Raw genomic sequence first — 13,256 nt, forward strand, 5'->3', positions numbered from 1 at the left:
TATGGGGATTTTTGATAAGATTCTGGGTAAAAAACAGCCGGAAAAGGAAAACAGAACCTATAAAGAGTTTTGGGATTGGTTTTTGACCAAAGAGAAAACATTTTTTGAAGTGGTTAAAAACAGAGAACATATTGAAGGACAGTTTTTTGATGTGATGGCTCCGGAGCTTTCCAAAATACATGAGGGGTATTACTTCCTCTCAGGGATGTCTGATGACCATACGGCAGAGCTTATCATTACGGTAGAAGGTGAGATAAAAAAAATGGTTTTTGCGGAGGAACTCGTTGCTGCTGCTCCAAAGATGGATCGCTGGAAAATAACCGCCCTTAAGCCTGAAACGGATATTGAGAACGTTGGAATCCGGATGAATGACTGCGAGTTCACAAAAGACAATATCCACTTTTACTCCAATGAAATAGAAGGATATCCGGATGAGATCGATCTGGCCTTCGTCTATAGTGATTTGAACGAAGAAAACAGAGGGGCAGCCACAACAGGAATCTGTATTTTTCTGGATAATTTCCTGGGTGAACTGAATTTTGCCACTCAGATTGATACCTTCAGTGTGATTGGTAAAAATGAAGCTGAACAGGAACTTATTCCGATAGAAAAGTTAAAAGAATTTCTTCTCTGGAGAGAAAGGGAATTTACAGAGAAGTATAAAGATATGAAGCTGGAGACTGAAGATCAGTTTTCCCTTCTTGAAGCTACTTTGGAAAACGGAATGCCATTGATGGCCACTGTGAATGCTTCTTTGCTGAAATACAATGCAAAAGCTTCCTATCCTTGGATCTCAGTGCTTAAAATTTCTTACGACGGGAACAGGAATGATGGTTTTCCGGAAGAAAAAGATTACAATACGATGAACATCATCGAAGATTATGCAGTGGAAGTTCTGACTCCTGAAAATGGACATCTCTACATCGGGAGAGAAACGGCAGACAGCTGTAAAAGTATTTATTTTGCCAGCAAAGACTTCAGACAACCCTCAAAAGTTTTTGACCAGATCATCAAAGAAAATCCTCAATATAAAATTTCACTTGAAATTTACAAGGATAAATACTGGCAAAGTTTTGAACACTTTAACGTCAATTAAAGCAGATTTTTAGCGGGCTGGGACAAACGGATGAGACCGATTCCCAGCCTTGATTTTTATTTTTTTATATAAGTTTCCTTATATTGTGCCCCCGTTACTGTTCAGTCTTCGAAGAAAACAGTAACTTTCTATAGTTCTTAAGTACACTCCTTGATAAGGAAAATAAAGCAGTCATATTATTCTTTGAGTACTTCAGCCAGGGCTATGCCAGGTGTCTGTCAATATTAAAATACGAAAAAATAAAGGTGATGAAATTTAAAAATCTAAAGTCTACTTTCAATAAAGGTGTTACTGTTCCAAGTCTCATTTTTATTATCGGAACGTGTTTTCTCTCGGCTCTTTATCCCAAACCGACGGAAAATATTTTAAACGGGATTAAACAGTTTATATTTGTTAATCTGAATTGGGTGTATGTCTGGGCGGTCACTCTGTTTGTGGTCTTTCTGGTTTATCTGCTTTTCAGTAAATATGCAAACATAAAGCTGGGCGCTAACGACAGTAAACCGGAATATTCCTTTTTTTCCTGGATTTCAATGCTGTTTGCAGCAGGAATGGGAATCGGACTGATTTATTTCAGTGTAGCAGAACCTATGCAGCACTATTCTTCCGAAGTTTTTGCCGATAATCATTACGTGAGCAGAGCCAAGCAGGCACAGTTATATACTTTCTTTCACTGGGGAGTTCATGCCTGGGCGATTTACGGAGTGGTAGGACTTTCCTTATCATACTTTGCGTATCGCTACAGACTGCCGCTTTCCCTACGAAGCTGTTTTTATCCATTGTTGAAAGATAAGATTAACGGCAAATGGGGAAATGCGATTGATGTATTTGCACTATGCTGTACTTTCTTTGGATTGACCACTACTTTAGGATTTGGCGTGGTACAGATCAGTTCAGGATTAAATATCCTCCACATCACCGCAGAAAACAGTTTTACCAACCAGGTGATAATTGTGATCAGCCTTATTGCGCTTTCTGTTTTTTCAGCGATCAGCGGAGTGGATAAAGGCGTGAAGATCTTAAGTAACATTAATGTAATGAGTGTGATTGTCCTCTTACTTTTTGTACTGATATTAGGTCCGACGGTTTATCTGATAGGAAGTTTTACAGATGGATTGGGAAACTATATCAATAATTTTTTCAATCTTACTTTCAATACCCATGTTTACGAGAAAAATGCGTTGCCGTGGTTTTATGACTGGACTATTTTATACTGGGCGTGGTGGATTTCATGGTCGCCTTATGTAGGATTGTTTATCGCACGAATTTCTAAAGGACGTACCATCAGGGAATTTATTCTGGCAGTTTTAGTTCTTCCTACATTATTCAATTTTATCTGGATGTCTGTGTTTGGAAACAGTGCCATCTGGTTCGATTTAAATGTAGCCAACGGAAAATTAAGCCAGCTTGCATCTGATCCTGATGCACTGATGTTCCGGTTTTTAGAATATATGCCATTATCAACCCTGACTGGGTTTTTCGTTATTGCCATCATTATTATTTTCTTTGTGACCTCCGCCGATTCGGGAATATTTGTCATGAACAGCATTGCTACTAAAAATTCCACTAAATCTCCGAAATGGCAGATCGTATTCTGGGGTATTTTACTCGCCGTGCTTTCTCTTTTACTGTTAAATGCAGGAGGATTAAAAGCACTCCAAAGCATGACTTTAATTACGGCTTTACCTTTTTCAATCATCGTCCTCTTATTTATCGTCAGTCTGATGAAGGGTTTGATCATTGACCAGAAATATTATGATACTAACTTTTCTGCCTCAACCGTTCCCTGGTCAGGTGAATTTTGGAAAGAACGTTTAAAAAACATCGTTTCGTTTAAAGATAATTCGTCAGTAGATTATTTTATTCAGGTTAAAACAAAAGAAGCCTTTACAGATCTGCAGCAGGAATTTGCAGCCAATGGAATTGAAGCGAAAATAAACCATTACGAAAGTCCTGTCAGAACAGAAATAGAAATCCATCAGGGAGTCGTCAATAATTTTATCTACGGTGTTGAAAACAGAGTAAAAACCGTTTCTGAATACATGATCAATGAAGAAAATCTTCCCGATCTGGAGGATAAGAAAACCCACTATCCAAGATCCTATTTTGGAGATGGGAGAGAAGGATATGATGTGCAGTATTTTACAAAAAATGAACTGATTTCTGATGTTCTCAAGCATTATGAGCGGTTTCTGGAAATTGTTTCAGAAGAACGCAATGAAATGTTCATCAGCAGTAATGCGAATCAGGGAAAAGAATAACCTGAAAAAGCACATTTTTAGGGAATGACGGATGTCATGGAATGCTGTTGAAATTGAATACAGGAGCGTTTTAATATGTAAACAATATTATTTAGATTTACCATATAAAACGATGTCATTAAAAATTTAATTTAAATTCTATGTTTCAGGACACTTGGAAAGGCAGATTAGACGGAGAAGAACTTCTTTTCCACAGAATATTTCAGAGAGTTAAAGAAGAACATAATTACGACCAGATTGCTGCAGATGATTTTGTCCTGCATGGTTTTGCCGTAGACGAAGGAGTTAGACGGAATAAAGGCCGCCAGGGAGCAAAAGATGCTCCGGATGTGATCCGGAAAAATATGTCTAATTTCCCTGTGATCCGTCCGGATTTTTCCCTTCTGGATTTCGGAAATATAACCTGTGAAGACGGCGATCTCGAAAGCACCCAGAACAGCCTTGCTAAAAATGTATCCAAGGTATTGCTGAAAGGCGGGAAATCACTTGTTTTAGGTGGCGGTCATGAAGTAACGTATGCCCATTATTTAGGCGTAAAAACAGCTTTTCCGGAACAGAAAATCGGGATCATTAATATCGATGCTCATTTTGACAACAGACAGCCTGAAGAAGGAGTAGGGCCAAGCTCAGGAACCGGATTCTGGCAGATCGCACAGGAAGGACAGATCAATTCACTGCATATCGGGATTCAGAGAAATTCAAATACCTTGAAACTCTTTGATACAGCCCATCAGTACGGAATGAAATACATCCTTGCAGATGAACTCTTTTTCGAAAATCTTCCTTCGATTTATCAGCGCATTGATGAACTTACGGAAAGTGTAGATTTTATCTATCTTACGATCTGTATGGATGTTTTCAATGCATCAATCGCTCCGGGGGTTTCCGCTTCCGCATATAATGGTATCTTTGCAGATACGCCTTTTATGCATTTGTACAGGCATATTTTAAAAAATAAAAAACTCATAGCACTGGATGCAGCAGAAGTCAATCCTTCCCTTGATATTCAGGAAAGAACGGCAAGACTTGCTGCGTGTCTTGTGAATGAATGGTTTATGATCTAGTAGAAATTATATTATTTCGATAGAGAAAATCATTCCTTTATTTAGCCTTTAAGGAACAAAATTTGTTACTTTCACGGTGCTTTTTAGAATAAAGGCATTAATAAATTCATTTTTGAATTTAAAACAGAAATTAGATTATGGAACAGTTAATTGAAAATAAGCTTATTAAAGCAGATAAGACATTTTCAGAATGGAGAAAAGTACCGTTTGAAGAAAAGCAGAAGCTGATCTCAAAAGCGGCAGAAATTTTAAAGAATAATTCGGAAAAATTTGGTAGGATCATCACGACAGAGATGAATAAACCTATTTCAGAGTCGATTGCTGAGGTGGAGAAATGTGCATTAATGATGAATTATTATGCAGCTGCTGAAAACATTTTAAAACCTGAAAAAATTGAATCTGAATTTTCTTATTCTGAAGTTCATTATGTTCCGAAAGGTGTGATTTTAGGAGTAATGCCATGGAATTTTCCTTTCTGGCAGGTACTGAGATTCGCCACACCAGCGATTTTAGCTGGAAATACTGTAGTTCTGAAACATGCTTCCATCTGTTTCGGAAGTGGAAATGCTATTGAACAGGTATTCCTGGAGGCAGGTTTTCCGGAAGGTGTTTTCCTCAATTTGGAAGTAGGACATCAGGCTGTAAAAGAAATTCTTGAGCACGATGCTGTAAAAGGAGTAAGTCTTACAGGCAGCGGAAAAGCGGGTGGAGAAGTAGCTTCCATCGCCGGTTTAAATATCAAAAAATCTTTACTGGAATTAGGCGGAAGTGATGCTTTCATTATTTTTGATGATGCAGATTTAGATGCAGCGGCAAAAGCAGGCGCAAAATCCAGACTTCAGAATTGCGGACAAACCTGTACGGCTGCTAAAAGATTTATTATTGACGAAAAAATTGAAGATGAATTTTTACCGAAATTCATTGAAGAATATAAAACGTATGAAATTGGAGATCCTTTAAATAAGGAAACTAAATTAGCGGGAATGGCAAGACCGGACCTCGCTGATGAGTTGGAGGCTCAGTTCAACAGGGCACTGGAAAACGGTGCTGAAATTATTATTCCTTTGGAAAGAATCTCTGAAAATGAATTTAAACCCGGTTTAATTCGCGTTCAGGAAGGAAATCCTATTTTAAAAGAAGAACTTTTTGGACCTCTTGGTATGATCATGATTGCTAAAAGTGATGAAGAAGCTTTACAAATGGCGAATGATATTCCGTTTGGACTTTCCAATTCTGTTTGGACGAAAAAAGCAGACCGTCAGTTATTCTTTATTGAAAACCTGGAATCAGGAACAGTCAATATCAACAGAATGACGAGTTCTGATCCGCGTTTTCCATTCGGTGGAAGCAAGGCTTCAGGATATGGGACGGAGCTGTCTTTATTGGCTTTAAAAGAGTTTGTGACGGCAAGAACGATTGTGGGGAACTAAGTTGTATGATGTACAATGTAAGCTTACGGTTATCAACATAAAAAATCCCGGAAATATCTATTTCCGGGATTTTTTATATGCTTGTCAAAAAGTAATTTTGCTTATTGCTTATTGCTTATTGCTTATTGCTTATTGCTTATTGCTTATTGCTTATACTGTCGTCAGTCTCAGTGTATTCGTTTTTCCGCCTTCGTAAGATGGAGTAGCATTGATATTGATTACAAAATCTCCGCTTTCGATATACCCATGGTTGTGAGTCAGCATATTCACCTGAATGATCGTCTCATCCGTAGACTTTTTCATGTCATAGTAGTAAGCATGAACGCCCCAAAGAAGGTTCAGCATCGTGATTACTCTTCTGTTTCCACTGTATACAATGATTTGAGAATTCGGTCTGTGAGCGGCAAGCTGGAATGCTGTATATCCTGAGTGCGTCAATGTAACGATTGCAGAAACGTTAGTCGTTTTAGCAATTCTTACCGCTGCAAGACATACTCTGTTCGTGATAAATCTTTCGTCGATGCAGTTGTAATCTTTTTCCATTGGCTCATTTTTATGTTGGTAAAAATGAGTGGTCTCGATATTCTTTACAATTTTCGTCATGTTTTCAACGACCTGAATCGGATATCTACCTACAGAAGTTTCTCCTGAAAGCATTACGGCATCCGCACCGTCCAATACAGAGTTGGCAACGTCATTTACCTCCGCTCTGGTAGGCGTAAGACTGTTGATCATGGTTTCCATCATCTGCGTAGCGATAATCACCGGCTTTGAATAGAATCTTGCCTTCTCTACCAGCGTTTTCTGGATAGCAGGAACTTCTTCCATCGGAACTTCCACACCAAGGTCACCACGGGCAACCATCAGTCCGTCACATTCCAATAGAATTTCGTCAATATTTTTAACGCCTTCCGGCTTTTCAATCTTAGCAATGATCGGGGTTTTGAATTTTCCGTTCGGATGGCTGTCGATCAGTTTTTTAAGGTCAATGATATCCTGAGCATGACGAACGAAAGAAAGGGCAATCCAGTCAACCTCCATGTCAAGCATGAAATTGGCATCCTGAATGTCTTTTTCCGTAAGAGCAGGAAGAGATACATTGGTATTCGGCAGGTTCACCCCTTTCTTGGAACTTAGAGGTCCCCCTTGGATGGTTTTTGCTTTTACCGTATCTATTTCGTTGGTTTCAATAACTTCCAACATCAGTTTTCCGTCATCAATAAGGATTTTTTCACCAACTTTTACGTCCTGAGGAAACTGCTGGTAAGTCATGTAAACCTTAGTAGAATCTCCCTCTATTTTCTCATTTGTAAAGGTAAGAACATCTCCCGGATTCAGGTAAGAACCTTCCTTTACAACGCCCACTCTCAGTTTCGGCCCCTGAAGGTCTCCTAAGATTCCTACAGAATAACCATATTCCTGATTAAGCTCTCTGATAATTTCAATATTATTTCGAACTAAGTCGTAGTCTGCATGTGAAAAATTTATTCTGAAAATATCAACACCCGCTTTCATTAGTCCTAACATTACCTCCTTCGATGATGAAGCAGGCCCTAGTGTTGCAATAATTTTTGTCTTCTTTAAATACTTATTCATAATACTGGATAATTTGATAAAGTTCCTCTTCAGAACTCAGTGTATAATCTTGTATCGGAAATACAAGATTTTCCGGGAGCAAAATTACGGAAAAATCAGGAATTTGTTCCGATGTATGCAGAATATATTCCACATCTACCTGATTATTTAATAAAAATTTAATGTTTTCTTCTTCTGTGAAGAGCTCGGTCTGCAGTTTTTTTTGCTTACTTTCCGAAGACCGGTTCGAAATGAACGTAAAACACGTTTTCGTAAATTTATGGTAAGCTTCAAATCTTGGAAAATAATAGTCGTAATAAGCCCCGTGAATGATCACATCCTTTTTTCGGGAAAAAGTGAGGCCGTTGATTTGATTAATCTTGTAGAAAAACTCATGAGCAGGTACATCTTTTGCTAATCTTACCAATCCTATGGCAATATCTTCAAATTCTATATCGTCTAGATCATAAAGTTTTTGGATTTCCAAGTATGTTTTCTTTTTTGTTTAAAATATAAAACGCTCTCTGTGCTGCCTTTTCTTCTGCCTTCTTTTTGGAAGTTTCCGTCGCATTGGCGATTTTTTCTTCTCCCAGCCAGACATGGCACCTGAAGACGACTGCTTTATTAGCCTGAATTTCTTCGCAGGTCTCGTATTTTATATTTACTTTTTTCTTCTGGCTCCATTCAAGCAGAAGACCTTTGTAGCTTACAATTTTATTTTCAAGCTTATTAATTTCAGAAGGCGTCAGTAATCTTTCCAGAATGATCCTTTTACAGGCGTCATACTGGAAGTCCAGATAAACAGCACCAATAAGTGCCTCAAATAAATTTCCGGAAATATTTTCACCCAACGCTGCGGATCCCTGCTTTTGCAAGAGATCGATAAGCTTCAGGTCTTCACCTAATTTATTAAGATTCTTCCTATTAACAATTTTAGATTTCATCTGCGTGAGATATCCTTCGTTAGCCTGAGGATAAGTCTGGAACAGATGACAGGAAATAATTGTACCCAAAACAGAATCTCCCAAAAATTCAAGTCGTTCGTAATTGCTGTCTTGATTTTTAGAAGAACTTTTTAAAGAAAAAGCTTCCCGGTAAAGAGCCACATTCTGAACCTCGGCACCCAGCATTTTTTTCAGCTCGGTACTAAGGAAGTAGTCTCTCTCCGTTAATTTTCTTTTTCTTTGTCTGAGAAGGAATTTAGAAAAGTATTTCTGTAACTCCATTCATTGAATTTAGATTTTCTTAAATAGAACGCAAGCGTTGTGCCCGCCAAATCCAAAAGTATTGCTCATGGCTACTTTTACATCTTTTTTAACAGCTGTATTGAATGTGAAATTCAATCTTTTGTCAATATTTTCATCATCAGTAAAATGGTTGATGGTAGGTGGAACGATACCATGAATAATTGTTCCTAATGCTGCGATAGCCTCAATAACACCAGCAGCACCCAAAAGATGGCCAGTCATTGATTTTGTAGAATTAATCTGAATATCATAAGCGTGTTCACCCAATAATCTCGAAATTGCGTTGGATTCTGCAATATCTCCTAATGGAGTAGAGGTACCATGCATGTTGATATGGTCTACTTCATCAGCAGTTAAGCCTGCGTCTTCCAAACAGTTTTTCATTACCAGATAAGCGCCTAAGCCTTCAGGATGAGGGGCTGTCATATGGTGTGCATCAGCACTCATACCGCCACCTAATAATTCTGCATAAATGGTAGCGCCACGTTTTACCGCGTGCTCATATTCTTCAAGGATAATAGATCCTGCACCTTCGCCCAATACAAAACCGTCTCTGTCTTTATCAAACGGTCTTGAAGCGGTGGTAGGATCATCATTTCTTGTAGAAAGTGCCATCATCGCATTAAATCCACCGACACCACTTGCTGTAACGGCTGCTTCAGAGCCTCCGCATACAATAACGTCAGCTTTTCCAAGCTGGATAATCATCTTAGAATCAATCAGCGCATTGGCAGATGATGCACAGGCAGATACCGTAGTATAATTCGGCCCGTGAAAACCATACTCAATGGAGATATGTCCAGGAGTGATATCCGCGATCATTTTAGGAATAAAGAATGGGTTGAATCTTGGAATTTCCGTATTCGCCCATCCTAAAACCTCTGTTTCGAAAGTTTCTAAACCTCCGATACCGGAACCCCAAATTACGCCGACTCTGTTTTTATCAACATTGTCTTCCATAATTCTGGAGTGTGCTACCGCTTCTCTTGCGGCTACAAGCCCAAGTTGAGTATTTCGGTCCATTTTCTTTGCTTCTTTCTTATCGAAATGCTGCAACGGATCGAAACCTTTCACTTCACAAGCGAATTTAGTTTTAAAGTTTTTGGCATCAAAAAGAGTAATCGGAGCAGCACCGCTCTCACCTTTAAGAAGATTTTCCCAGTATTCTTTTGCATTATTTCCAATCGGTGTTATTGCGCCAAAACCGGTTACAACTACTCTTTTTAATTCCATAAACTTTTAAAATTTTCTTTTTTGTTGAAGAATATTATTTATTTACTACTTCTTCGATGTAAGCGATAGCGTGACCTACAGTAGTAATTTTTTCAGCCTGATCATCAGGGATTTGAATGTTGAATTCTTTTTCAAATTCCATGATTAGCTCAACTGTATCCAATGAATCAGCTCCTAAATCGTTAGTGAAGCTAGCTTCAGGAGTTACTTCTGTTTCTTCAACGTCAAGCTTATCAGCGATGATAGCTTTTACTCTTGATGCAATGTCTGACATAGTAAATTATTTTTTTAATTGTTAGATGGTGCAAATATATAAAATTCTTCACGATAAAACATTTTTTTAGTCTTTTTTGTGGGTAGACTATACTTATTTTATAGTGAGAAGTTTTAGTGTTTTCGTTTTCAGGTATTTATGTTTGCTATGTAAATCATAAGGAAAATGAATTGTGATTCGGGGTAAAGACGGTACGAAAAAGGTTGTGGTAAAAGGCTCATCATGGATATTCGGGTCTTAAATAAGATTAATTGAGGGGCGATAGGATGTTTTATTTTCTTCCGGAATTAAGTAATAAAATATCATTTTAAATTTTCGTTGGAAGCATTTAAGTGGGATATTATCGTTTTTTTTGAGCTTTTCAGCAAAGTTGAATTGAGCCATGTGACAAAACACATCCTTCAGAATTGTGGGAACTTTGTCCTGTAAAATTAAAATAAACAATATGAAACGTATAGACCAGGCTTACATCAACGGTGAATTGACAGCATTACACGGAACAGAAGTATTCGATCTGATTAATCCTTCCAATCATGAAAAATTAGGTGAAGTGGTTTTAGGAGATGAAACAGATACTCAAAAAGCCATTGCAGCAGCGAAACAAGCTTTTAAAACATTTTCAAAAACAACTATTGAAGAGCGTATTGAAATTCTTAAAAACTTAAAGAAGGCTGTAGAAAAGCGTGAAGAAGAACTCATCGAAACCATGATCACGGAGTATGGCGGAACCCGACAGTTCTGCACGGCAGGCTATCAGAATATGGTAGGCGCTTTTGAACACATGATAGAAACCCTCAGTGATTTTGAATTTGAAAGAAGAGCGGGAAAAACTCTTGTACAGATGACTCCCATTGGAGTAGTCGGTATTATTACTCCATGGAATTCCAGCAACGGTTTTATATGCAGTAAATTTGCAACAGCAGTTGCTGCAGGTTGTACAGTTGTTGTAAAGCCAAGTGAAATGAGCGCCCTTCAGACCGAGATCATTATAGAATGTTTTCATGAAGCTGTCCTGCCAAAAGGAATTTTTAATGTTGTTAACGGATTAGGAAATGTCGTGGGAAATGAAATTGTGAGTCATCCTGATATCGCTAAAATCTCTTTTACGGGTTCTACCCATACAGGGAAAATGATCGCTAAAGGCGCTGTAGACAGTATGAAAAGAGTCACTTTAGAACTTGGTGGGAAGTCGCCCAATATTATTTTGGATGATGCTGATTTTACGCAGGCCATTCCACAAGCTGTCTTTGGAGCTTATATGAATAGCGGACAGGCTTGTATTGCTCCGACGCGTTTACTGGTTCCTCAATCAAGACTGGAAGAAGTCAATAGAGTTGCGAAAGAAACAGCGCGACAGGTTGTCGTAGGGAATCCTGCCAGTGAAAATACAAATGTAGGTCCAATGGTTTCTGAAAAACAATTTGAGCGGGTACAAAGTTACATCCAGTTAGGTTTGGAGGAAGGTGCAGATCTTTTAGCAGGTGGTATCGGAAAACCGGAAGGTCTTGAAAATGGAAATTTCGTTAAAGCTACTATTTTCACCAATGTCCGAAATGATATGCGCATTGCACAGGAAGAAATTTTTGGACCGGTACTTTCTATTATCGCTTACGAAAATGAAGAAGAAGCTATCGCGATCGCAAATGATACTCCTTATGGATTGGCTGCTTATGTGACTTCTTCGGATGAGAGCCGTGCCATCAGGGTAGCTTCTCAGATTGAAGCGGGAAGAGTTTGTGTGAATGGTTTCAAACATGATCCGCTGGCCCCGTTCGGAGGATTCAAACAATCGGGGATTGGTAGGGAATTCGGAGCATTTGGTCTGGAAGAATATTTGGAGCCGAAATCAATTTTGGTGTAAATTACGTTAAAAATATGTGAGTCCGGGATAAGATATTTCAGTTTTCATCATGATGTAAGGGAGTCAGAAGCTCGAATAGGGAAGTTATTGAAGTCCAAAGATAGAAATGCAGGGTGTTTTTATTCATCTTTTTAAAACTCCTTCAATACATTTAAAAAGAATTGTTAAGTACTTACTGCCCAATAGTAACTTCCATCTTCAAACCATTTAATCTTCACTTTTTATTCCGAACACAGGTTAAAATATTATATTGAACAGTCAAGTCAGAGCTTTTCCGGCTTGACTTTAATTACGAAAATAAATGTCTGAAAATATCGATTACATCAATTATTCCTGCTACTTCACCGTTTTTCGTGAAGGGGAACAGTTTGTTTCCTATAATGCTTTGTCGATGGTGATTTCAGGAGAAATGGAGCTTAATGATGGTGTTCAACGGAAAATGTTCCGGAGTGGAGATATCTATCTTGTCCGGAAAAATCAATTATTGAAATTTCTCAAAAAGCCAGGTGAAGAAGTAGAATTTAAATCATTATCTATCAGGTTTGACGATGAACTGCTGAAGGAGATGAGCTCGGAAGAAGATTTTGTACTCCCGGAACGATCAAAAACGTCTGCTTTTACTGATGTATCAGACGTAAAACATCTGAAATATTTTATGGAATCCTTGCTGCAGTATCAGGATCTGTTGGAAAATAAATCTCCCGAGTTAGCTCTGTTGAAGCAGAAAGAAGCTTTATTTCTATTATTTGAACATGATCCGTCATTAAAAAATATCCTGTTTGATATTTCTGATCCATATAAAATAGATCTTGAAGGTTTTATGCAGAAGAACTATCATTTTAATGTAAAACTGGACCGTTTTGCTTATCTGACGGGAAGAAGTCTCGCAACCTTTAAACGAGATTTTGAAAAAATATTCGGAACCGCGCCGAGAAAATGGCTGCTCGAAAAGAGACTGCAGGAAGCCCGCTATCTTTTGGAAAAAGGAAAAAAAGCAACGGATATTTATCTGGATCTGGGTTTTGAAGATCTTTCCCATTTTTCATTTGCTTTTAAAAAACAGTATGGTATGCCGCCAAGCAGGTTATTTGTATAAAATAAAGCCTTCAATAAACTAGCATTTGGGGGTCTCAGTAGACCCTCAGTGTCATAAGAGCAGGTAAAAAACTAAAATAATCTTTTTGTTAATATGATATTTTTGAGATGATCAAATTT

The 13,256-nt window shown here is 38.1% G+C and carries 11 protein-coding genes; 6 read left to right on the forward strand and 5 right to left on the reverse strand.

The window, feature by feature from the left end; all coding sequences use genetic code 11:
- The first annotated feature begins 1 nt into the window (after position 1).
- From BUA72_RS00815 to BUA72_RS00830, 4 genes are all read left to right on the forward strand, one after another.
- Positions 2-1,096: a DUF695 domain-containing protein gene (locus BUA72_RS00815; RefSeq protein WP_072921371.1), complete on the forward strand. Its 1,095-nt coding sequence runs from the start codon at positions 2-4 to the stop codon at positions 1,094-1,096.
- A 248-nt stretch (positions 1,097-1,344) separates the two neighbouring features.
- Entirely contained in the window at positions 1,345-3,357 is a 2,013-nt protein-coding gene (locus BUA72_RS00820; protein ID WP_072921373.1) for a BCCT family transporter, read from the forward strand.
- Positions 3,358-3,497: 140 nt separating this feature from the next.
- On the forward strand, positions 3,498-4,421 hold the full coding sequence (hutG, locus tag BUA72_RS00825) for a formimidoylglutamase (protein WP_072921375.1): 924 nt from the start codon (positions 3,498-3,500) through the stop codon (positions 4,419-4,421).
- Between the two features lie 137 nt (positions 4,422-4,558).
- Positions 4,559-5,851: an aldehyde dehydrogenase family protein gene (locus tag BUA72_RS00830; RefSeq protein ID WP_072921377.1), complete on the forward strand. Its 1,293-nt coding sequence runs from the start codon at positions 4,559-4,561 to the stop codon at positions 5,849-5,851.
- A 150-nt stretch (positions 5,852-6,001) separates the two neighbouring features.
- Here the strand turns inward: BUA72_RS00830 and pyk are convergent, their stop codons facing one another.
- From pyk to BUA72_RS00855, 5 genes are read right to left on the reverse strand one after another with little or no spacing between them, the layout of a single operon-like run.
- Positions 6,002-7,447, reverse strand: a complete 1,446-nt coding sequence (gene pyk, locus BUA72_RS00835) for a pyruvate kinase (RefSeq protein WP_047452867.1) — start codon at positions 7,445-7,447, stop codon at positions 6,002-6,004.
- On the reverse strand, positions 7,440-7,913 hold the full coding sequence (locus BUA72_RS00840) for an IPExxxVDY family protein (RefSeq protein ID WP_034723356.1): 474 nt from the start codon (positions 7,911-7,913) through the stop codon (positions 7,440-7,442). The genes pyk and BUA72_RS00840 overlap by 8 nt, the downstream gene beginning before the upstream one ends.
- Positions 7,891-8,652 (reverse strand): ribonuclease III, encoded by a 762-nt coding sequence (rnc, locus tag BUA72_RS00845; RefSeq protein WP_047452866.1) that lies wholly within the window; start codon positions 8,650-8,652, stop codon positions 7,891-7,893. Before rnc ends, BUA72_RS00840 begins: the two co-directional genes overlap by 23 nt.
- 9 nt (positions 8,653-8,661) lie before the next feature.
- Complete coding sequence (fabF, locus tag BUA72_RS00850) at positions 8,662-9,906, reverse strand: beta-ketoacyl-ACP synthase II (protein ID WP_047452865.1); 1,245 nt, start codon at positions 9,904-9,906, stop codon at positions 8,662-8,664.
- Between the two features lie 34 nt (positions 9,907-9,940).
- A complete protein-coding gene (locus BUA72_RS00855) occupies positions 9,941-10,180 on the reverse strand; it encodes an acyl carrier protein (RefSeq protein ID WP_002976354.1) in 240 nt (79 codons plus the stop codon).
- Between the two features lie 445 nt (positions 10,181-10,625).
- Here BUA72_RS00855 and BUA72_RS00860 point away from each other — a divergent pair, with 445 nt between their 5' ends.
- Complete coding sequence (locus tag BUA72_RS00860; protein ID WP_072921379.1) at positions 10,626-12,041, forward strand: aldehyde dehydrogenase family protein; 1,416 nt, start codon at positions 10,626-10,628, stop codon at positions 12,039-12,041.
- 301 nt (positions 12,042-12,342) lie between these two features.
- A complete protein-coding gene (locus tag BUA72_RS00865; protein ID WP_072921381.1) occupies positions 12,343-13,137 on the forward strand; it encodes an AraC family transcriptional regulator in 795 nt (264 codons plus the stop codon).
- The last annotated feature ends 119 nt before the right edge of the window (positions 13,138-13,256 follow it).

Origin of the sequence: Chryseobacterium sp. OV279, assembly GCF_900128945.1 — a bacterium.
Taxonomy (GTDB): domain Bacteria; phylum Bacteroidota; class Bacteroidia; order Flavobacteriales; family Weeksellaceae; genus Chryseobacterium.